Below are 21,107 nucleotides of genomic sequence, written 5' to 3'. Positions count from 1 at the left end.
CCCCCCCCCCCCCCCCCCCCCCCTCCCCAAACAAGAAGCCAACCCACCAGATTAGCGAGTGTCTCGTGGGCTCGGAGATGTGTATAAGAGACAGGCGCGGGAGGGCGCCCGGCGGCTTACAGCTCGGCGAAGATGCGGGTGAGCGCGCGGTGCAGGGCGGCGCCGGCGGCGATCGGGTCGCCGACGTAGCCGCCCGCGAGCGCACCGTCGCGGGCGAGGATGAGGTCGTCCGCCGCGTCGCCGGGCCGGGGGTGTCCCATCCGGCGGAACAACTCCTCGATGTGGTCCGCATACCAGTCGCGGTGCGCCGTGACGGCGACGCGGACGGGGTCGGTCTCGTCCGAGAACTGGGCGGCCGCGTTGATGAACGGGTCGCCGTGGAAGCCGGGCTGCACTGCTTCCTCGTTGATCGAGTCGACGAGCTCACGGGCGATGTCCCGCGGGTCGGAGTGCTTCGCCTCCTGTTCGGCGAACCACTCGCGCACCTGGCGGTCTCGGCCCTCGACATACGCGATGATGAGGAGGTCCTTCGAGCGGTAGTGCTTGTAGAAGGTGGCCTTGGTGACGCGGGCACCTGCGATGATGCGGTCGACGCCGACCGTGTGGATGCCCTCCTGGTAGAAGAGCTCGTCTGCCGTCGCCAGGATCTTGATCTTCGACGGTGCGGGCGGCCGGATGGTCGCTCGGGCACTTACGACCATCTCGCACGACTCCTTCTGACGAGGAGGCGCGAGCCTCCGATAGTGGTTCAGGGGCCACCGGAGTCCGGCGCAGGGGATACCGGACCCGGTGGCTGGTCTCAGTATAGCCATAGACAGAAGACTCTGTCTGTCCTCAATTTCCCAGACAAGGGTTACAAGTGCCCTGGCGTAGGGTGGAGGGGATGAACAGCGCAGTCGACCTTCCGCTCGGTTTGGCCGACCTCACGTTCGCGGCCTCGGGGGATGCGCTGGTCCGTCGCACGGTTCTGCCGAGCGGCGTGCGCATCCTGAGCGAACAGGTCCCGGGCGCGCGCAGCGCCACCCTCGGCTACTGGGTCGCCGTCGGCTCGCGCGACGAGAGCGAAGCCCTGCCGGGCCTCGCCGACCACGCAGGCACGCTCGGATCCACCCATTTCCTCGAGCACCTCCTCTTCAAGGGCACGCGAACGCGTACGGCGCTCGACATCGCCGTATCGTTCGACTCGGTCGGCGGCGAGCACAACGCCATGACCGCCAAGGAATACACCTGTTACTACGCCAAAGTCCAGGATCGCGACCTCGCGATGGCGGTCGAAGTCATCGGCGACATGCTCACCTCCTCGGTGCTCGACCCCGCCGAGTTCGAGAACGAGCGGGGCGTCATCCTCGAAGAGCTCTCCATGGCCGAGGACGACCCGGGCGATGTGGCCAACGAGCGGATGTTCCAGGCCGTGCTCGGCGACCACCCTCTCGGCCGGCCCATCGGCGGGCGCCCGGACACGATCCGCGCCGCCACCCGTGACGGCGTCTGGGCGCATTACCGCGCCAACTACCGCCCGCAGGACCTGGTCGTCACCGCGGCCGGAGCGGTCGATCACGACCTCCTCGTCGCGGGTGTCGAACGCGCGCTGACCTCCGCCGGCTGGGACCTCGACCACGCGGCAGCGCCGGTTCCGCGGCGCCTGGCCGTCCCGGCGACGATCGAGCGGCGCAGCGCGATCGTCACGGTGGAGCGACCGACCGAGCAGGCCAACGTGTTCGTCGGGATGCCCGGCATCCTCGCCACGGATGAGCGCCGCACGGCGATAAGCGTGCTCAACTCCGTCCTCGGTGGCGGGATGTCGAGCCGGTTGTTCCAGGAGGTCCGGGAGCGCCGCGGCCTGGCGTACGCCGTCTATTCGTTCTCCGGCTCGTACTCGGACGCCGGCGTGTTCGGCCTCTACGCCGGATGCGCTCCCGCCAAAGCGCGACAGGTCACCGAGCTGATGCTCGACGAGCTGCGCCGGCTCGCCTCCGACGGCGTGACGGCGGACGAGCTCCGCCGTGCCGTCGGGCAGCTCTCCGGAGGCGCCGCCCTCGCGCTGGAGGACTCGGACACGCGCATGTCCCGGCTCGGCCGTGCCGAGATCACCCTCGGCGAGTTCGCCGACCTCGACGAGAGCCTCCGCCGCCTCCACCTCGTCACCGTCGACGACGTGCGCGACCTCGCCGCCGACCTGGCGGGCCGGCCGGTCTCCGTCGCCGCGGTGGGGAGCCTGACCGACGACGTGTTCGCCGGCCTCGCTTCCTGATCCGCCTCCTTCCCGCTCCATCCTGAAAGGTCCTTCCTCGTGCCCCACTACCTCTACCTCGTGCGTCACGGCGAGCAGCAGGATGCCCAGCACGGAATGCCGGACGGCCCGCTCTCGCCGCGCGGAAAGCGACAGGCGCAGCTGATCGCCGAGCGGTTGAGCGGCATCCCGTTCACCTCGATGTACCACTCGCCGCTGAATCGTGCGGCCGAGACCGCGGCGATCATGGCCGAGCGGATGCCGGCCCTCGTGCCGCAGCCGTCGAGCCTGCTGTTCGACTGCATCCCGTCGGGGCCGACGCCGGACATGCCGAAGGCGTTCGAGTCGTTCTTCGGCCCGGTGACCGAGGCGGAGATCGAGGCGGGGCGGGCGCAGATGGAGGACGCGGTCCACGAGTTCCTGACCCCGGCCCTGGGCGACCGGCACGACCTGCTCGTCACCCACAACTTCGTGATCGGATGGTTCGTCCGGCACGTCTTCGACGCTCCCGACTGGCGCTGGCTGGGTCTGAACCAGGCGAACTGCGGCCTGACCATCATCCGTGTCCGCTCCGCGAAGCCGCCGGTGCTCGTCGTCCACAACGATCTCGGGCACCTCCCGGTGGAGCTGCGTACCGGCCTGCCGGAACTCCAGCCCGTCTGACCTGCCCGCCGCACACGCCAGCACTTCCTCACGCGATAGCGGGACCGGCCCGTGGGGTCAGGCGAGGGGCTTGCGGAACCAGTCGGTCGCGTTCGGGTTGTCGTTGTAGGGCTGGATGGGCTCGTAGCCGTGAGAGCGGTAGAGGGCGCCCGCTGCTTCGAGGCTCGCGTTCGTGTCGAGCACGAGCTCCGTGGCGCCGAAGCCCCGGGCGCGGTGCTCCAGCTCGGCGAGGATCGCGCGCCCGAGGCCGCTCCCGCGCCGCTCCGGCACGACCCACAGATGCTTGACCTCGTAGCGCACCACCGGTGCGGCCTCTTCTGCGTCCGACAGCGGGACGGGCAGCTCGCGGATGCCGCCGCAGCCGACCGCGGCGCCGTCGTCGTAGGCGAGCAGGAAGACGCCGTCGGGCGCGACGAACTGCCCCGGATCGGGGAACGTCGTCCGGTACGCGCCCTGCGCGGCCGGAAAGCTCCCGGCACGTTCCGCGAAGTAGTCGGAGAGCATCCGGTGGGCGGTCGCGTCGGTGACGGCGACGTCTGCGAAGGAGACCATCGACCCAGCGTATCCCCGCCTGCGCCGGACCTTCAGGAGCCTGTCGAGCGCGCAGGTAGGCTGGGCGGGTGAGCATTCGCGTGGCTGTCGCCGGAGCGACCGGAAAACTGGGAAGCGTGGCGGTGCGCCTCATCGAGCAGGCCGACGACCTCGAGCTGGTCGCGGAGCTGGGCTCGCGCTCGCCGCTCGAGGACATGCTCGGCGCCGATGTCCTGGTGGATATGACCCTCCCGCAGGTCAGCCCGGCCATCGTCGCGTTCGCGGTCGATCACGGCCTGAACGTGCTCGTGGGGACCTCCGGCTGGTCCGCCGACCGGATCCTCGACCTGGAGCGACGCGTAGCGCAATACGAGGGCCAGGGCGCCGTCGTCATCCCGAACTTCTCCCTCGGCTCGGCGCTCGGCACCGCGTTCGCGACCGCCGCCGCCCGCTTCTTCGACTCGATCGAGATCGTGGAGGCGCACGGCGCCGGAAAGATCGACTCTCCGTCGGGGACCGCCGTCCGCACTGCAGAGTTGATCGCCGCCGCGCGCGCCCGGAAGGGACCGGTGGAGGCGCCGCACTCCGACCAGCGCGCCCGCGGGCAGCAGGTGGCGAGCGTGCCCATCCACAGCCTCCGGATGCGCGGGGTCATCGCTCAGCAGCAGGTGATCTTCGGCGGCGCCGGGGAGCAGCTGACCATCCGGCACGACACGGTCGGGGCGGAGGCATACGAAACGGGGATCCTCGTGGCGCTGCGGGCAGCGGCGTCGGCCACCGGGGTGACCGTCGGGCTCGACAAGCTCATCGATCTCGGCGTCCCCGAGCCGAGCGGTGAGCCGCCGCGCCCGGTCGTGCGCGACGCGGGTCACGATGGTACCGAGCTGGTCCCGTGATGCCCGCGATGGCCGTTACTCCCGTTACTCCCGTTACTCCCGTGACTTCTACGACGCTCGCGGCTCGTACGACGACGGTCGGGCGGCTGCGATGAGGGGCAGGCTCACCGCCATCCTCATGGCGCTCGTCCTGCTCGTGTATCTGGTGCTGATCACGCAGCGGGCAGTGCTCCTGGTCGCGTCGGGCCAGGCCGTGGGCATCGCCATGGGCGTGGCGCTGATCGTGCTGCCGATCATCGGCGCGTGGGCGATCGCACGGGAACTGCTCTTCGGGGTGCACACCGAACGCCTGGTGCGTCGCCTGGATGCGGAGGGCGGGCTCCCCGTCGAAGACCTCCCCACCCGGGCGAGCGGCCGTCCGCTGCGCGACGCCGCGGACGAGCAGTTCCCGCAGTACCAGGCCGAGGTCGAGGCCGACCCCGAGAGCTGGCGTGCCTGGTTCCGCCTGGGGCTCGCGTATGACGCCTCGGGGGACCGCCGCCGGGCGCGCGACGCCCTCCGCCGGGCGATCCGGCTGGAACGGGTCGAGGCGAAGGGCGAGCTGCCCGCGCGTTAGACGGCCCGCACCTCCATCAGCCTGTCCATCGCATCCTCGATCGTGGTGTCGCGAAAGACGAATCCATCGTCGAGCAGCGCCCGCGGGACGACCAACTGGTCGGCGAGCAGCAGCTCCCGCCCGGCTTCTTGCAGTGCGAGCTCGATCGCGAAGCGGGGGAGGGGGACCAGATACGGTCTCCGCACGGCCCGCGCGAGGGCCCGGACGACCTCGCCGGCGGTAGCGGGCGTGGGACCCGCGATATTGACCGGTCCCTCGAGGTGCGACGTGAGCAGGTGCACGAGGGCCGCGGCCTCATCGTGGATGCTCACCCACGGCCAGTGCTGACGACCTCCTCCGATGGGCCCGGCGAGGCCCGCCTTCGCGAGCGGGAGGAGCGGCGCTAGGGCCCCACCCCGGCCGATGACGACGCCCGTGCGCGCGAGCACCACCCGCGTGGAGGCGGGGGCGAGGCGGGCGGCCGCCTCCCACGCCTGCACGACCTCGGTGAGGAACCCGCGTCCCGGCTGAGCCGTCTCCGTCAGTTCCTGTCCCGGGCGGTCGCCGTAGAACCCCACGGCCGACGCATTCACGAGGACAGCCGGCGCATTCACTGCCCGGCGCATCGCCTCGGTCAGCGTCCCGGTCGCCTCCAGACGCGACGACAGGATGCGGCGCTTGGTCGCACGCGTCCAGGGCAGCCGCTGCAGCGACGCACCCGCCAGATCGACGACGGCATCCGCCCACTCGAACACGTCGCCGTCGACGACGCGCTTCTCCGGGGCCCAGCGGAACTCCTCAGCGTCAGCCGGCTCCCGCCGCACCAGCCGGCGCGTCTCGTGACCGGCCGCTGCGAGCTGAGCGCGCAGTTCACCGCCGATGAAGCCGGAGGAACCTGCCAGCAGTACCCGCATCGGAAGCCCGCCGCGATCAGGCGAGCGTGGCTTCCAGCGTGATCGGGATGCCGACCAGCGCCCGCGACACCGGGCACGTGCTCTTGGCCTCCTCGGCGAGTCGCTGGAAGTCCTCCTCCGACAGCCCGGGGACGGTCGCGTTGACGCGCAGGCGGCTCCCGGTGATGCCCTGGGCCGGGTCGAAGGTGACGGCGGCGGTCGTCTGGATGCTGTCCGGCGTCGTCCCGAACTGCGTGAGGATGTTCGAGAACGCCATCGAGAAGCAGGCAGCGTGCGCCGCGCCCAGGAGCTCCTCCGGAGTGGTGACCTCGGCGCCGCCTTCGGAGCGCGCCTTCCAGTTCACCGTCAGGTCGGCCGCGCGGGACGAGTCGAGCGTGACCCGGCCGGAACCGCTCTTCAGGTCGCCGCTCCAGACGGTGGTGGATTCGCTGGTCACTGCCATGAAGGCCTCCTCGAGAGATGCCGCCGCCGGATGCGGACGGGCGTGATCCACCCTAGTGACGGGGTCCGACAGCGGCATCGGGCGCTCGGCGGATTCTCGGCTGATGCCCCAGGAATCCGGGCTGCAGTATTCCGGCCGGGGTGTTCAAGTTGCCGCGTTCAGGCTGCCGCGCCGCGCCGGATCAGGCGAGCACGCACGAGAAGCAGGTAGAGCTGGCAGCCGATGCAGTATCCGAACACCGAGTTGAGGAAGGCTGCGACGAAGGCCAGCCCCGCTGCCACGGGCACCGCGAAGGGGACGCCGACGAGCGCGAGCAGCAGCCCGAGCGCTGTCACGATGAGCCCGACCGCCTGCGCGAAGGTCGGCGGCGCCGGGTCCTCCAGCTCGGTCGGCGGCGAGAGGCGAGGCCGCACCAGGCGACGGTAGAGCACGCCGTACGGATGCCGCCGGACGCCCGCGAAGGCGCCCCACGCGAAGAGGAGCGCGATGACCAGGAGGAGCGCGAACGCCCCTGTCGCCGCGCCGACGAGCGCGAGGAACAGGTCGATCAGGAGGAGGACAGCGGTGATTCCCGCTCCGAAGCGGGGCGATCGCGGGTCGATGCCCCCGGGTGTGCCACCGCCGTTGCGGGGGTTCGCCGTGGGTTCGGGCTTCGGGTCAGGCTGAGACATGGTCGCTCCCGAGGATGCGGTCGAGGGTGGTCCGGACATCGTCCGGTCGTGCGGCCCCGCCGATGCGCGCGCGCACGGCGCCGGCGGCGTCGAGGACGAGCGTCGTCGGTGTCTGGAGCACGCCGAAGCGGCTGGCGAGGTCCGGTCGGTGGGTGAGGTCGACATCCAGATGGCGGACGCCGTCGACGTCGTGCGCAGCGGCGTCGAGCACGCGCGCCGTGGACCGGCAGGGCGCGCAGAACTCGGTGGAGAACTGCAGGAGAGTGGCACGATCGCCGAGCGCCTCCGCGCCCACTTCCGCTGCCTGCACCACCTGGCCGGAGCGGGTGGTCCTGGCGCGGCCCGTGGTGGCGCGCCAGACGAGCCCGGCCGCCGTCGCGGCGGCGACGAGCGCCAGCAGGATACCGAGCGCGAGCAATCCGTTCACAGGACGGGACGTTACGCCCGGGTTCTCCACAGTGCAGAGATTGTGACCTCTCGTGACATGGACCCGATACCCTGGTGCCATGGCTGCTTCCGCGAACCCCTTCGGCCAGGTCCTCGTCGCCCTGGTCACTCCTTTCACCGCCGATGGCGAAGTGGACTGGGCTGCGGTCGAAAAGCACATCGACGACGTCATCCAGGCCGGAGCCGACGGAATCGTCGTCACCGGCACGACGGGCGAGACCTCCACCCTCACCGACCACGAGAAGCTGCGGCTGGTCGAGGTCGGCAAGGCGGTCGCCGGCGAGCGCGCCAAGATCATCACCGGCGGCGGTTCGAACGAGACGGCGCACGCCATCCAGCTCTACCAGCAGAGCCAGAAGGCGGGGGCGGACGGCGTCATGGTCGTCACCCCGTATTACAACAAGCCCACCCAGGCGGGCATCCTGACCCATTTCCGGATGATCGCGGACTCGACCGACCTTCCGGTGATCCTCTACGACATCCCCGGCCGCACAGGCGTGCCCATCAAGTACGAGACCATCCTGCGCATCGCCAAGCACCCGAACGTGCTCGCGATCAAGGATGCGAAGGGCGACTTCAGCGAGGTCAGCCGCGTCCTGAACCAGACCGATCTGCTCTACTTCTGCGGCGACGACGCGAACGTCCTGCCGCACCTCTCCATCGGTGCGAGCGGTCTCATCGGCGTGACGGCCAACATCGCGGCGACGCCGTACCGGCAGATGGTCGATGCGGTGAACGCCGGCGACCTGGCCACCGCGACCGCTGCCCACCGCAAGCTCGAACCGCTGGTGCGTGCCGTCATGACGCATGTGCCCGGTACAGTGGCCACGAAGTACATCCTCCACGGACTCGGCCGCATCTCCAGCCCGCGCGTGCGCCTGCCGCTCGTCGGGCCGGAGGAGTGGGAGGCCGCGCAGATCGAGGACGAGCTCGACCTCGTGAAGGACATCCCCGGAGTCGACTTCTCCAACTTCCGCCCCGACCGCAACGCGGCCGCCGGCGGAGCGCTCCCGAAGATCGCCGGGACCACGCGCTGACGGTCGCCCAGGCGGCCGACGAGCGCTGACACAGAACTCTGCCGCGGGTGCGTGAAGCCCCGCACCCCACACAGGCATACCGAACACAGAAATCAGGAGGGCCCATGCCCAACCCCGTCGCCGCGCCTCCGGCGCTCGCCCCAGGAACACTCCGCGTCATCCCGACCGGGGGTCTCGGCGAGATCGGCCGCAACATGACCGTCTTCGAGTACGAGGGGAAGCTCCTCATCGTCGACTGCGGCGTGCTCTTCCCCGAGCAGGACCAGCCGGGCGTCGACTTGATCCTGCCCGACTTCGCACCGGTGCGCGACCGGCTGGACGACGTCGTCGGCGTCGTCCTGACCCACGGTCACGAGGACCACATCGGCGCGGTGCCGTATCTCCTCAAGCTCCGTCGCGACATCCCGCTCATCGGATCGGGTCTGACGCTGGCGCTCGTAGAGGCCAAGCTCAAGGAGCACCGCATCCAGCCCTACTCCCTCACGGTGAAGGAGGGGCAGGTAGAGCAGCTGGGGCCGTTCTCGCTGGAGTTCGTCGCCGTCAACCATTCGATCCCCGACGCGCTCGCGGTCGCGATCACCACGCCGGCCGGCGTGGTGCTGCACACCGGCGACTTCAAGATGGACCAGCTGCCGCTGGACGACCGGATCACCGATCTCCGTGCCTTCGCACGCCTCGGCGAGAGGGGCGTCGACCTCTTCCTGGCCGACTCCACCAACGCCGACGTCCCCGGGTTCACCCCGCTGGAGCGGTCCATCGGCCCCGTGCTCGACGCCGTGATCGCGCGGGCGCCGCGGCGGGTCATCGTGGCGAGCTTCTCCAGCCACGTCCACCGCGTCCAGCAGGTGCTCGACGCCGCCGCCTCCAATGGCCGGCGCGTCGCGCTGCTCGGCCGCTCGATGGTCCGGAACATGACGATCGCCGCCGAGCTCGGCTACCTGAAGGTGCCGGAAGGCGTGCTCATCGACTACAAGAAGGCGGCCGACCTGCCCGACGACGAGATCGTCTACATGTCGACCGGCTCGCAGGGCGAGCCGATGGCGGTGCTCGCGCGCATGGCGAACCTCGACCACCAGATCGAGGTCGGGCACGGCGACACCGTGATCCTCGCGTCGAGTCTCATCCCGGGCAACGAGAACGCGGTCTACCGGGTCATCGACGGGCTCACGAAGCTCGGAGCGAACGTCGTCCACAAGGGCAATGCCAAGGTGCATGTCTCCGGCCACGCCGCCGCCGGCGAACTGCTCTACTGCTACAACATCCTGAAGCCGAAGAACGTGATGCCGGTGCACGGCGAGTACCGCCACCTGGTCGCGAACGCACGCCTGGCGATGGACACCGGCGTACCGGAGGAGAACACGATCCTCGCCGAGGACGGCTCGGTCATCGACCTGCGCGACGGCATCGCCCGCGTCGTCGGGCAGCTCGACCTCGGCTTCGTATACGTCGACGGCGCCAGTGTCGGAGAGATCACCGACGCCGACCTGAAGGACCGCCGCATCCTCGGCGAGGAGGGCTTCATCTCGATCATCGTCGTCGTGGAGGCGGCGACCGGCCGCATTGTCACAGGACCCGAGGTGCACGCCCGGGGCTTCGCCGAGGACGACGCGGTGTTCGACGACGTCAAGCCGAAGATCGCCGCGGCGCTGTCCGAGGCCGCGCACAACGGCGTCCGTGACTCGCACGCCCTCTCGCAGGTGGTGCGGCGCACCGTCGGCCGCTGGGTGAACACGAGCTACCGGCGCCGGCCGATGATCGTCCCGCTCGTCATCGAGGCGTAGGCGACTCCGCCATGGCGACAGGGATCGTTACCCCGCGGAAACGCGGGGGCCGGTAGCGTTCCCGCATGAGAGCGTTCCGCATCCGACCCGCCACCGGCGAGGATGCCCGCGTGCTCGCGGACATGCTCGTGGAGGCGGTCAACGGGAACGCGGAAAGGACCCGCTCCCGGGTGAACGTCCTCGAAGACCCTGCCTTCGGACGTTATATCGCGGGCTGGAAGCGCCCGGGCGATTTCGGCTGCGTCGCCGAGGACGCCAACGGTGTCGCGGTCGGCGCGTGCTGGGCGCGGCTGTTCCCGGCGAACGACCCGGGATCCGGGTTCGTGGCGGTCGGCGTGCCGGAGCTCACCCTCGGCGTCTACCGGCAGTGGCGGGCGCAGGGCGCCGGACGGGCGTTGCTGCGTGAGCTCTCCCTCGCCGCGTCGGCGCACGGGTACGCACGGCTGAGCCTCAGCGTCGAGCGGACGAACTTCGCACAGCGCCTCTACACGAGCGAGGGCTACGTCCCCGTCGCAGTCGGAGAGAGCGCCGACACGATGGTGCGCACCGTCCGCTGACGGAGCGGATTTTCCACAATCCAGGCGCGGGAACCCCGGGATGACGGGGGTACGCCGTAGCGTGGACTCCATGGCCACGAGCACCAAGTCGAATTCTCGCGCCCGGAACTCCGGTCGCGGCGGGTCGACCGCGCGCAAGCCGGCAGCGAAGACCGCCCAGCAGAAGACGGTCGCCTACCCGGCAGCCGACGCGGGGTCGAGCCCTCTCCTCCGTGCGTGGATGGGCCTGGCGCACCTCACGGGCGCCGCCTTCCGCGCGCTCGGGCCCGAGAAGCTCAGCAAGGAGGAGCGGCGCGACGGCTTCCCCTTCTTCCTCGTCCTGCTCGCGATCGCCGGCGCCGTCGTGGAGTGGTTCCTGATCAACGACCAGGTCGCCCGCATGCTCGACGCGTGGACCTTCGGCGGCCTGTTCGGCCGCGTCGCCTTCGCCCTGCCCGTGGTGATGGTGCTGTTCGCCGCCTGGCTGTTCCGGCATCCCAGTTCCGTCGACGACAACACGAGGATCGGGATCGGCCTCAGCATCCTGCTCCTCATGGTGTCCGGCCTCTGCCACCTGTTCAGCCCGCATCCCTCGCCCAGCGACGGCATGGCGGCGCTGGCTCAGGCGGGCGGCGTGCTCGGCTGGCTGGTCTCGGCGCCGCTCTCGCTGGTGATCACGCCGTATGGCGGGGGCGCCGTCGTCATCGTCCTGCTCATCCTGAGCCTGTTCATCATCACGAAGACGCCGCCGAACAAGCTGCCGGCGCGCATCCGCGAGCTGTACGCCTACCTGTTCGGGGCCCAGCTCCCGACGGAGGACGAGCGCCACGAGGCGAAGAGCGGCAAAGAGGCTCGCACCAAGCAGGTCGAGCTCGACGGTGTCGACGACGAGCCAGAACCCGAGGGCAACCTCCCGTGGTGGCGGCGCAACAAGTCGCAGCGCGAGGAGGACCCCGAGTACGACGCGGAGCCGGTGGACGGACTCACGGAGGTCTTCGGGAAGGGCGAGCGGGGCAAGGGCGAGTTCGCGACGGCCCTCGAGCCCGATCCGACGAGCGATCACTACAACACCGAGGTGCTGAGCGAGCTCGCGCACGCGGAGGACGCGCTGCAGCGGTTCACGGGAGAGCAGCCGCCCACCGCCGTGGCGCCGCTTCCCGGTGCAGCAGGCCTTCCCGGCGCTGGCGCCCTTCCCGGCGCTGCCGCGGTGCTTCCGGGATTCCAGGCGGGCGCCGAGGACTTCGACGAGGACGCCGCACCGCCGGCTCTGCCGCAGCCGACGGCCCCCTACAACCTGCCATCGGCGTCCATGCTCTCGGCCGGGACGCCCGCGAAGACCCGCTCGGGCGCGAACGACGAGATCGTCGCGGCCATCACCGAGGTGCTGACGCAGTTCGGGGTGGACGCGAAGGTCACCGGCTACTCGCGCGGCCCGACCGTCACGCAGTACGAGATCGAGCTCGGTCCGGGCGTCAAGGTGGAGCGCGTCACCGCCCTCAGCAAGAACCTCTCGTACGCGGTGGCGAGCAACGAGGTGCGCATCCTGTCGCCCATCCCGGGCAAGAGCGCTATCGGCGTAGAGATCCCCAACAGCGACCGCGAGATCGTGTCGCTCGGCGACGTCCTGCGCTCGCCGGCCGCGACCAAGAGCGTCCACCCGATGACGATCGGCGTCGGCAAGGACGTCGGCGGCGGCTATGTCGTGGCGAACCTGGCGAAGATGCCGCACCTCCTGGTCGCCGGCTCCACCGGCTCCGGAAAGTCCAGCTTCGTCAACTCGATGATCACGAGCCTCCTGATGCGCGCCAAGCCCTCCGAGGTGCGGATGGTGCTCATCGACCCCAAGCGGGTCGAGCTGACGATCTACGGCGGCGTCCCGCACCTCATCACCCCCATCATCACGAACCCGAAGAAGGCGGCGGAAGCGCTGCAGTGGGTCGTGAAGGAGATGGACATGCGGTACGACGACCTGGCGAGCTTCGGCTTCCGCCACATCGACGACTTCAACCGCGCCGTGGTCAACGACGAGATCGTGCTGCCGGCGGGCAGCGAGCGGAAGCTCAAGCCGTACCCCTACCTCCTCGTGGTCGTCGATGAGCTCGCCGACCTGATGATGGTCGCTCCGCGCGATGTCGAGGACTCGATCGTCCGCATCACGCAGCTTGCGCGTGCGTCCGGCATCCACCTGGTCCTCGCGACGCAGCGGCCGTCGGTCGACGTCGTCACCGGCCTCATCAAGGCGAACGTGCCGTCCCGCCTCGCGTTCGCGGTCACCAGCGTCACCGACTCGCGGGTCATCCTCGACCAGCCGGGTGCGGACAAGCTCATCGGCCAGGGCGACGGGCTCTTCCTGCCGATGGGCGCATCCAAGGCGATCCGCGTGCAGGGTGCGTGGGTGAACGAGGCCGAGATCCAGAAGGTGGTCGAGCACGTCACGCGTCAGGCGCGGCCGGAGTACCGGCAGGATGTCACCGTCGGTGCGGAGCGCAAGCAGATCGATTCCGACATCGGCGACGACCTCGAACTGCTGCTCGCGGCGGCAGAGCTGGTCGTCTCCTCCCAGTTCGGTTCCACGTCGATGCTGCAGCGCAAGCTGCGGGTGGGCTTCGCCAAGGCCGGCCGCCTCATGGACCTGCTGGAGTCGCGCGAGATCGTCGGGCCGTCCGAGGGATCGAAGGCCCGCGACGTGCTGGTCACGGCCGAGCAGCTCCCGCAGGTCATCGCCCGGCTGCGAGGCGAGGAGCCGCCCGGTGGTGCGCCCCAGGCGGCGCCGCTCGCGCAGCGCCCGGTCGAGCCGGCCGCCGGCGCGGAGGAGGACCGGTACGGCGTCGACCCCGTCGCCGAGATGACCGCGGGTTATCCTGAGGTCGACGGGGACTCGGACGACGACGCCTGGCAGTTGACCGGCAGAGAGTAGAAGACCGCGATGTCGGTGCCCGACACGCCTCCGCCCGCAGCGGCGGACGGCGGAGCAGACCGCGTGAGCAACTGGAACCTGCCCAACGCGATCACGATCGTGCGCATCCTTCTGGCTCCACTGTTCTTCTGGATGCTGCTCGCCGATGGCGGCCACGACGGGTGGTTGCGCTGGGCTGCGACCGTGCTGTTCATCCTGGCGATCGCGACGGACGGTGTGGATGGGGCGCTCGCCCGCCGCAACGGAATGGTCACCGATCTCGGCAAACTCCTCGACCCGATCGCCGACAAGGTGCTGACCGGGGGTGCGCTCATCGCCCTGTCGCTGCTCGGCGAGCTGCCGTGGTGGGTCACGGTCGTCATCCTCGTGCGCGAGGTCGGCATCACCGTCTACCGCTTCGTCGTCATCCGCCAGGGCGTCATCGCGGCCTCGCGCGGAGGCAAGATCAAGACCATCGTCCAGTCCGTCGCCATCTCGCTGGCGCTCGCGCCGCTGTGGACGATTCTGGGGGACTGGGTCTTCTGGGTGAACGGCATCGTCATGACGGCGGCCGTCGTCCTGACGGTGTGGACGGGCATCGACTACCTCTGGCAGGCCTGGAAGGGGCGGAGGGCGAAGCGTGCCGTCGGCTGAGCGGGACGGCACGGTCCGGGTGGTCCGCGCGCTGATCGACCGACGCCTCACCATCGCTGTGGCGGAGTCATTGACCGGAGGGATGCTGACCGCTGAGCTGACGAGCGTGCCCGGCGCGTCCGCTGTGGTGCTCGGGGGAGCCGTCGTCTACGCCACCGAGCTCAAGCACTCGCTCCTCGGCGTGGATGCCGCGCTGCTCGCCGCCGAGGGGCCTGTGCATCCCGAGGTCGCGTGCCAGCTCGCAGCCGGCGTGCGGGAGCGGCTCGCGGTGGATGGGCGTCCGGCGGATCTCGGCGTGGCCACGACCGGGGTCGCTGGGCCCGACCCGCAAGGTGGGCAGCCGGTGGGCACCGTCTACCTCGGGATCGCAACGGCGGCGGGGGCGCGTTCGATCGCGCTGGACCTGTCCGGGGACCGCGAAGAGATCCGCCGCCGGACGGTCGCCGAGGCCATCGGCGCGCTGGCCTTCGAGCTTGGCATAACGATTGTGTAAATACCCGTATTACCGCGGGAATACGGGGCGTTTCCGGCTCGTTACACCTGCTGCATTCACAAGAAAAGCCCAGTAGCCCTCGATATCGTGGAACAGAGGATGCGGTACATTCGTATCCCATCGATACGTCGGCAGGGTAAGAGAGGGAGGCTCCGAATGATTCTTGTACGTCAGGAAATCGGCGACGTGCTCAGGGACTTCCGCCTGCAAAAGGGTCGCACGCTCCGCCAGGTCGCCAGTAAGGCGAGCGTCGCGCTGGGCTATCTCAGCGAGGTCGAGCGCGGTCAGAAGGAGGCGTCGAGTGAGATCCTCGCCTCGGTGGCCGACGCGCTGGAGACCCCGGTCTCCGTCATCATGCGCGAGGTCGGTGATCGGATCGCCGTGCTCGAGGGTCTCGAGCCGGTGATTCCGGATACCGTTCCGGACGAGTTCGTCACGGCGATGGGCTCGGATCTGGTCGCGCGCTGATCAGAACGCCTGGGAGGACGCCCCGCGACTGCGGGGCGTCCTTCGTTTTCCCTCCCTCCACTCTTCTGAAGTAAGGACCCATGAAGCTCAGCGAGTTCCAGAGAGCCGTGTCGGACGAGTTCGGCCGCTCCTATGGCCAGGCGCTCCTCACCGATCTCGTGCTCGGCGAGCTCGGTGGCCGGACAGCCGCGGAGGCCCTCGCCGCCGGCCGTGCGCCGCGCGAGGTCTGGCTGGCCCTGTGCAAGGAGGCCGGGGTGCCGGCCTCGCATTGGTACGGGGCGGGAAAGCCCGCGCCCAAGCGCTGAGGGCTTGCGACACGCCGATCCGAACCTCTCGAAGATATGTTCGGATCTGGCTACACTTCTTCACAACGGCAGTCGAAAACCGGTTGTCCACAGATCGCACGTCCCTCGCTTCGAGTGTCGGACGTCACTCCTAGAGTCGAACCGTAGCGAAGCCACGAAGGAGAACCGCAATGCCATCACCCGCAGACCGCGAGAAGGCGCTAGAGACCGCCCTTGCGCAGATCGACCGCCAGTTCGGAAAAGGCTCGGTCATGCGACTGGGCAGCGATGAGCGCGCACCGGTCGAGGTCGTTCCCACCGGATCGATCGCACTCGACGTCGCACTCGGCATCGGCGGTCTCCCGCGCGGCCGCATCATCGAGATCTACGGCCCGGAGTCGTCGGGTAAGACCACGCTGACGCTCCATGCGATCGCCAACGCGCAGCGCGCAGGCGGCATCGCCGCCTTCATCGACGCCGAGCACGCGCTCGACCCGGAGTACGCCCGCAAGCTCGGCGTCGACATCGACGCGCTCTTGGTGTCACAGCCCGACACCGGTGAGCAGGCGCTCGAGATCGCCGACATGCTGGTGCGTTCGGGGTCCATCGACCTCATCGTCATCGACTCCGTGGCGGCCCTCGTGCCGCGCGCCGAGATCGAGGGCGAGATGGGCGACTCGCACGTCGGCCTCCAGGCCCGACTGATGTCGCAGGCGCTCCGCAAGCTCACCGGCGGTCTCAGCCAGACCAACACCACGATGATCTTCATCAACCAGCTGCGCGAGAAGATCGGCGTGTTCTTCGGTAGCCCGGAGACGACGGCCGGTGGTAAGGCGCTCAAGTTCTACGCCTCGGTCCGCCTCGACATCCGGCGCATCGAGACCCTGAAGGACGGCACTGAAGCGGTCGGCAACCGGACCCGCGTCAAGGTCGTCAAGAACAAGATGGCTCCGCCCTTCAAGCAGGCCGAGTTCGACATCCTCTACGGTGTCGGTATCTCGCGTGAGGGCAGCCTGCTCGACTTCGGTGTCGAGCACGGTCTCGTCAAGAAGTCGGGCGCCTGGTACACCTACGAGGGCGACCAGCTCGGCCAGGGCAAGGAGAACTCGCGCAACTTCCTGATCGCGAACCCGGACGTCGCGGCAGAGATCGAGCAGAAGATCAAGATCAAGCTGGGCATCGTCGCCGACCCGAACGCGGTGGTGGAAGCGCCGTCGAACGTCGGGTCGATCGAAGAGAAGCTGCAGGCGCGCAAGGGCGCTTGAGCGTGTCCGTCGCCTCCCGAAGGAGATCCTCGTGGTGGTGAAGTTTCCGTCGTCGTCTGAGGGCGACGCGAGCGGTGGGTCGTCGAGCGGTGGGTCGTCGAGCGATGGGTCGTCGAGCGATGGGCTGTCGAGCGATGGGTCGTCCAGCGACGCGCAGGAGCGTCTCGCCCCGGTGACTCCGCTCCGGCGACCCGCTCCTGGCCGGAGTGCCGGCGACGACCATCCGTCGCGGGGGAAGGTCGCTCGTCCGGTCGTCGGACTGCGTTCCGCAGAGCCGGGCGGCGGCGAGCCACGGGTCGGCCGGCCGAGTGAGAGCACGCAACGTGACTCCACGGTGTCCGACGGCGGGTGGAACAACACCTGGGGTGGTGGACCCAGTTCGCTAACGGCAGAAGCTGCCGCTGAGGAGGACGAGGAGACGGCGCGCCAGACGCGCAAGACGTCCGGTGTCGCCATCCGGCAGCTCGCACGGCGGGGGATGTCGCGGTGGGAGCTGGAACAGGTGCTGATCCGTCGCGAGATCCCGGAGGAGGTCTACGGTCCGGAGCTCGACCGGCTCGAGACGTTGGGTGTGATCGACGATGCCTCCCTGGCGACGACGCTTGCGTTCACGCAGCACAGCCGCAAGGGCCTGGGGCGTTCGGCGATCGAGCAGGAGTTGAAGCGTCGCCACATCGACCCGGAGCTGATCGGGCTGGCCCTGGCCGACATCGGCCAGGACGATGAGCTGGAACGGGCGATCGAACTCGCCACGAAGCGGATCGGCCAGCTCGAGAACTACGACGACGAGACGGCGCGCCGGCGGCTGCACGCGTTCCTCGCCCGCAAGGGATACGCGTCCGAGGTCGTCCGTCAGGCGATGGAGGCCGCCTTCACCGGCCGACGTTCCCGCGGCGGCTCGGGCGTCCGCTTCCAGTGACGGCTGCGTAGACTTGTCGCCATCATGAGCATCCTGGAACAACGCAGCGTCATCGAGCCCTCGGAGGCGGCGGTCCGCCCGGACGGCCGGGCGCGGACGTACGAGGTGCGCACGTTCGGCTGCCAGATGAACGTCCACGACTCCGAGCGACTCAGCGGTTCCCTCGAAGCAGCCGGCTACGTCGCGGCCGATGGGGAAGAAGCGGACATCGTCGTCATCAACACGTGCGCCGTACGCGAGAACGCGGACAACAAGCTGTACGGCAACCTCGGACACCTCGCGGGCGTCAAGAGGCACCACGAGGGCATGCAGATCGCGGTCGGCGGGTGCCTTGCACAGAAGGACAAGAACGTCATCCTCGAGAAGGCGCCCTGGGTGGATGTCGTGTTCGGCACCCACAACATGGGCTCGCTTCCGAGTCTTCTCGAGCGCGCCCGTCACAATGACGCAGCGGAGATCGAGATCCTCGAATCGCTCGAGACGTTCCCCTCGACGCTCCCGACCAAGCGAGATTCCTCCTACTCCGGCTGGGTCTCCATCTCGGTGGGCTGCAACAACACCTGCACGTTCTGCATCGTGCCGTCCCTCCGAGGCAAGGAGAAGGACCGGAGGCCGGGCGACATCCTCGCCGAGATCCAGGCGCTCGTTGACGACGGCGCGATCGAGGTGACCCTCCTCGGCCAGAACGTCAACTCGTACGGCGTCGAGTTCGGAGACCGTCAGGCCTTCAGCAAGCTGCTGCGGGCGGCCGGGCAGATCGACGGCCTGGAGCGGATCCGCTTCACCAGTCCGCATCCCGCCGCATTCACGGATGATGTCATCGACGCGATGGCGGAGACGCCCAACGTGATGCCGCAGCTGCATATGCCGCTCCAGTCCGGCTCCGACCGCATCCTGCGCTCGATGCGGCGGTCCTACCGCTCGGAGAAGTTCCTCGGGATCCTCGACCGCGTGCGCGCCTCGATGCCCGACGCCGCCATCAGTACGGACATCATCGTCGGCTTCCCGGGCGAGACCGAAGAGGACTTCCTGGAGACGATGCGGGTCGTCGAGGCCGCACGGTTCGCCTCCGCGTTCACGTTCCAGTACTCGATCCGACCGGGCACGCCGGCCGCCACCATGGCGGAGCAGGTGCCCAAGGAGATCGTGCAGGACCGCTACGAGCGCCTGGCCGCGCTGCAGGAGCGCATCTCCTGGGAAGAGAACCAGAAGCTGATCGGTCGCGAAGTCGAGCTCCTCGTCGCCAACGGCGAAGGACGCAAGGACGCCGACACCCACCGGCTCAGCGGACGCGCACGCGACAGCCGCCTCGTTCATTTCGACGTGCCGGCCGGCTCGGCGACGCCGCGCCCCGGCGATGTCGTCACCGTCCGCGTGACCCAGGCGGCGCCGCATCACCTCATCGCCGATGCGACCGACGGTTCTCCGCTGCGCATCCGCCGGACGCGCGCGGGCGACGCGTGGGATCGCGCGGAGGCCGAGTCCTGTGCGGTCCCTGCGCACGGTTCGGAGGCCGGCGCATCGTCCGGTCGCGTCTCGCTCGGCCTGCCGAGCCTGCGTGTCCGCGAACCGCTCACGTCGCCGGGCGTCGGCACGATGCCGATCTACGACCCGACGGACGGGCAGCGCTGAGCGAGACATCCATTCGGCCCCTCGTCGCCATCGTCGGCCCGACAGGGACCGGCAAGACCGACCTGTCCCTCGCTTTCGCCGAACGCCTCCTCGCCGCTGGGCAGCCGGCCGAGATCGTCAACGCGGACGCGATGCAGCTCTACCGCGGCATGGACATCGGAACGGCCAAGCTGCCGTCCGACCAGTGGCGCGGCATCCCGCACCACCTCTTCGACGTGCTCGACGTCACCGACGAGGCCACCGTCGCCGCCTATCAGCCCCAAGCGCGGTCCACGATCCGTGACATCCTGGAGCGAGGCGCGGTGCCCATCCTCGTCGGCGGTTCCGGGTTGTACGTCTCGAGCGTGCTCTTCGACCTGCGCTTCCCCGGAACCGACCCCGAGCTCCGCGCCCGGCTCGAGGCGGAGCTCACGGAGCACGGACCCGGGATGCTGTTCCAGCGTCTCGCGGAGCTCGACCCGGGGGCCGCTGCGCGGATCGGCTCGCGCAACGGCCGCCGCATCGTCCGCGCGCTCGAAGTCGCCGAACTCACGGGGACAGCGGTGAGCGGCACACTCCCGGACGAGGCACCGCTCTGGCATGAGCGCACCGCCATCGTCGGCCTCGCCGCTCCCCGCGACGAGCTCGTTGCCCGGCTCGACGCCCGGGTCGAGCGGATGTGGGCCGACGGGCTCCTGGATGAAGTGACCGACCTGATCCCGCACGGCCTCGACCGCGGCGTCACCGCCCGCCGCGCCATCGGCTACGCGCAGGCGCTGGCCGAGCTCCGCGGCGAACTCACCCGCGCCGAGGCGATCGCGCAGACCCAGCAGCTGACCCGCCGCTACGCGCGGCGCCAGGTCAGCTGGTTCAAGCGCTACCCCCGCATCCAGTGGCTGGACTACGACGCCCCCGATCTGGCGGATGCGGCGCTCGCGCTCGTCGACGGCCTGGGCGTCGACGGAGTTCCCGCGGAGGATCGCTAGGCTGGGACGCATGGCGACCATCCATTTCACCAAGGGTCAGGGCACGGGCAACGATTTCGTGCTGTATTCCGACCCGGAGGGACGCCTGCCGCTCACGCCGGCCCAGATCGCCGAGATCTGCGACCGGCACTTCGGCGTCGGGGCCGACGGCGTCATCCGCGCGATCCGCTCCGAGCACCTGCCCGAAGGGGAGGCGGCGCTGGCGGAGGATGACGGCGCCACCTGGTTCATGGACTACTCCAACGCCGACGGCTCACCCGCCGAGATGTGCGGCAACGGTATCCGCGTCTACGTCCGCTATCTGCTCGAGACCGGACTCGCGGAGCTGGACGAGGGCGCGACGCTCGCCATCGGCACCCGGTCTGGGGTGCGCGATGTGCAACGCAGCACGAACGGCTTCCAGGTCGACCTGGGCCGCTGGGACCTCGCCGGCGGCGAGCCGCTGGTGCGGGCGAAGGAGCTGCCCGTCGCGCGACCGGGCCTCGGCATCGACATGGGGAACCCGCACGTGGTGGTCGCCCTCGCCGACGAATCCGAGCTGGAGGCCGCCGACCTCTCGTACATCCCGCACCTGGATCCCGTCCCGGAGCACGGCGCCAACGTGGAGTTCGTGGTGCCGCTCGATCCACTGGTGAAGGACGGCGTCGGCCGGATCCGCATGCGCGTGCATGAGCGCGGCAGCGGCGAGACCCTCTCCTGTGGCACTGGAGCGGCCGCCGCAGCCCTCGCCGTCCGTTATTGGGCCGGAGAGGCGGCGCCGAACAACTGGCGCGTCGACGTCCCCGGCGGGACCGTCGGCGTCCGTATGTTCCTGTCTCTTATACACATCTGACGCTGCCGACGACGGA

General features: G+C 69.6%; 22 protein-coding genes and 1 pseudogene. 17 read left to right on the top strand and 6 right to left on the bottom strand.

What is annotated here, in order from left to right:
- Nucleotides 1–116: 116 nt before the first annotated feature.
- Complete coding sequence (locus ACPYOG_RS13155; RefSeq protein WP_090037470.1) at nt 117–701, bottom strand: TetR/AcrR family transcriptional regulator; 585 nt, start codon at nt 699–701, stop codon at nt 117–119.
- Nucleotides 702–883: 182 nt separating this feature from the next.
- On the opposite strand from ACPYOG_RS13155, the gene ACPYOG_RS13150 reads away from it, so the two are divergent.
- Complete coding sequence (locus ACPYOG_RS13150; RefSeq protein ID WP_481294639.1) at nt 884–2,251, top strand: M16 family metallopeptidase; 1,368 nt, start codon at nt 884–886, stop codon at nt 2,249–2,251.
- Between the two features lie 39 nt (nt 2,252–2,290).
- Nucleotides 2,291–2,893 carry a histidine phosphatase family protein gene (locus ACPYOG_RS13145; RefSeq protein WP_481294638.1) on the top strand — a complete coding sequence of 201 codons (603 nt, stop codon included), beginning with the start codon at nt 2,291–2,293 and terminating at the stop codon, nt 2,891–2,893.
- 57 nt (nt 2,894–2,950) lie between these two features.
- Here ACPYOG_RS13145 and ACPYOG_RS13140 read toward each other — a convergent pair whose 3' ends face one another.
- On the bottom strand, nt 2,951–3,445 hold the full coding sequence (locus ACPYOG_RS13140; protein ID WP_481294637.1) for a GNAT family N-acetyltransferase: 495 nt from the start codon (nt 3,443–3,445) through the stop codon (nt 2,951–2,953).
- A gap of 68 nt (nt 3,446–3,513) precedes the next feature.
- Here ACPYOG_RS13140 and dapB point away from each other — a divergent pair, with 68 nt between their 5' ends.
- Nucleotides 3,514–4,320, top strand: coding sequence for a 4-hydroxy-tetrahydrodipicolinate reductase (gene dapB / locus ACPYOG_RS13135; RefSeq protein ID WP_481294636.1), 807 nt, complete (start codon nt 3,514–3,516; stop codon nt 4,318–4,320).
- Between the two features lie 91 nt (nt 4,321–4,411).
- On the top strand, nt 4,412–4,876 hold the full coding sequence (locus tag ACPYOG_RS13130; RefSeq protein ID WP_481294635.1) for a hypothetical protein: 465 nt from the start codon (nt 4,412–4,414) through the stop codon (nt 4,874–4,876).
- Here ACPYOG_RS13130 and ACPYOG_RS13125 read toward each other — a convergent pair.
- From ACPYOG_RS13125 to ACPYOG_RS13110, 4 genes are all read right to left on the bottom strand, one after another.
- Nucleotides 4,873–5,769, bottom strand: a complete 897-nt coding sequence (locus ACPYOG_RS13125) for a TIGR01777 family oxidoreductase (protein ID WP_481294634.1) — start codon at nt 5,767–5,769, stop codon at nt 4,873–4,875. The genes ACPYOG_RS13130 and ACPYOG_RS13125 overlap by 4 nt on opposite strands.
- 16 nt (nt 5,770–5,785) lie before the next feature.
- The gene (locus tag ACPYOG_RS13120; RefSeq protein WP_481294633.1) at nt 5,786–6,211 is read right to left on the bottom strand and encodes an OsmC family peroxiredoxin; all 426 of its coding nucleotides are present in this window, start codon (nt 6,209–6,211) and stop codon (nt 5,786–5,788) included.
- A gap of 158 nt (nt 6,212–6,369) precedes the next feature.
- Entirely contained in the window at nt 6,370–6,882 is a 513-nt protein-coding gene (locus ACPYOG_RS13115; RefSeq protein WP_481294632.1) for a DUF4395 domain-containing protein, read from the bottom strand.
- On the bottom strand, nt 6,869–7,309 hold the full coding sequence (locus ACPYOG_RS13110; RefSeq protein ID WP_481294631.1) for a TlpA family protein disulfide reductase: 441 nt from the start codon (nt 7,307–7,309) through the stop codon (nt 6,869–6,871). The genes ACPYOG_RS13115 and ACPYOG_RS13110 overlap by 14 nt, the downstream gene beginning before the upstream one ends.
- Before the next feature lie 79 nt (nt 7,310–7,388).
- Here ACPYOG_RS13110 and dapA point away from each other — a divergent pair, with 79 nt between their 5' ends.
- The 13 genes and pseudogenes from dapA to dapF all read left to right on the top strand — a co-directional run.
- Nucleotides 7,389–8,366: a 4-hydroxy-tetrahydrodipicolinate synthase gene (dapA, locus tag ACPYOG_RS13105; protein ID WP_481294630.1), complete on the top strand. Its 978-nt coding sequence runs from the start codon at nt 7,389–7,391 to the stop codon at nt 8,364–8,366.
- A 104-nt stretch (nt 8,367–8,470) separates the two neighbouring features.
- Nucleotides 8,471–10,147 (top strand): ribonuclease J, encoded by a 1,677-nt coding sequence (locus ACPYOG_RS13100; RefSeq protein WP_481294629.1) that lies wholly within the window; start codon nt 8,471–8,473, stop codon nt 10,145–10,147.
- 65 nt (nt 10,148–10,212) lie between these two features.
- Nucleotides 10,213–10,704, top strand: a complete 492-nt coding sequence (locus ACPYOG_RS13095) for an N-acetyltransferase family protein (protein ID WP_481294628.1) — start codon at nt 10,213–10,215, stop codon at nt 10,702–10,704.
- 70 nt (nt 10,705–10,774) lie between these two features.
- Nucleotides 10,775–13,600 (top strand): FtsK/SpoIIIE family DNA translocase, encoded by a 2,826-nt coding sequence (locus ACPYOG_RS13090; protein WP_481294627.1) that lies wholly within the window; start codon nt 10,775–10,777, stop codon nt 13,598–13,600.
- Nucleotides 13,601–13,609: 9 nt separating this feature from the next.
- Nucleotides 13,610–14,233, top strand: a complete 624-nt coding sequence (gene pgsA / locus ACPYOG_RS13085) for a CDP-diacylglycerol--glycerol-3-phosphate 3-phosphatidyltransferase (protein WP_481294626.1) — start codon at nt 13,610–13,612, stop codon at nt 14,231–14,233.
- On the top strand, nt 14,220–14,726 hold the full coding sequence (locus tag ACPYOG_RS13080) for a CinA family protein (RefSeq protein WP_481294625.1): 507 nt from the start codon (nt 14,220–14,222) through the stop codon (nt 14,724–14,726). The genes pgsA and ACPYOG_RS13080 overlap by 14 nt, the downstream gene beginning before the upstream one ends.
- Before the next feature lie 156 nt (nt 14,727–14,882).
- Complete coding sequence (locus ACPYOG_RS13075) at nt 14,883–15,194, top strand: helix-turn-helix domain-containing protein (RefSeq protein ID WP_090037427.1); 312 nt, start codon at nt 14,883–14,885, stop codon at nt 15,192–15,194.
- 80 nt (nt 15,195–15,274) lie between these two features.
- Nucleotides 15,275–15,499, top strand: coding sequence for a DUF3046 domain-containing protein (locus ACPYOG_RS13070; RefSeq protein ID WP_090037424.1), 225 nt, complete (start codon nt 15,275–15,277; stop codon nt 15,497–15,499).
- A 170-nt stretch (nt 15,500–15,669) separates the two neighbouring features.
- A complete protein-coding gene (recA, locus tag ACPYOG_RS13065; protein ID WP_090037422.1) occupies nt 15,670–16,743 on the top strand; it encodes a recombinase RecA in 1,074 nt (357 codons plus the stop codon).
- A gap of 31 nt (nt 16,744–16,774) precedes the next feature.
- A complete protein-coding gene (locus tag ACPYOG_RS13060) occupies nt 16,775–17,662 on the top strand; it encodes a regulatory protein RecX (protein ID WP_481294624.1) in 888 nt (295 codons plus the stop codon).
- A gap of 24 nt (nt 17,663–17,686) precedes the next feature.
- Entirely contained in the window at nt 17,687–19,294 is a 1,608-nt protein-coding gene (gene miaB / locus ACPYOG_RS13055) for a tRNA (N6-isopentenyl adenosine(37)-C2)-methylthiotransferase MiaB (RefSeq protein WP_481294623.1), read from the top strand.
- A gap of 11 nt (nt 19,295–19,305) precedes the next feature.
- Nucleotides 19,306–20,259 (top strand): tRNA (adenosine(37)-N6)-dimethylallyltransferase MiaA, encoded by a 954-nt coding sequence (gene miaA / locus ACPYOG_RS13050; protein ID WP_481294640.1) that lies wholly within the window; start codon nt 19,306–19,308, stop codon nt 20,257–20,259.
- A 10-nt stretch (nt 20,260–20,269) separates the two neighbouring features.
- Nucleotides 20,270–21,070 (top strand): annotated as a pseudogene (dapF, locus tag ACPYOG_RS13045) (diaminopimelate epimerase); the annotation flags it as partial.
- Nucleotides 21,071–21,107 lie beyond the last annotated feature (37 nt).

The sequence above is a fragment of the Leifsonia sp. HAY1-4F genome, from assembly GCF_056755275.1.
The sequence above is the reverse complement of the archived record's forward strand: the minus strand, read 5'-3'. Positions and strand labels throughout refer to the sequence as shown.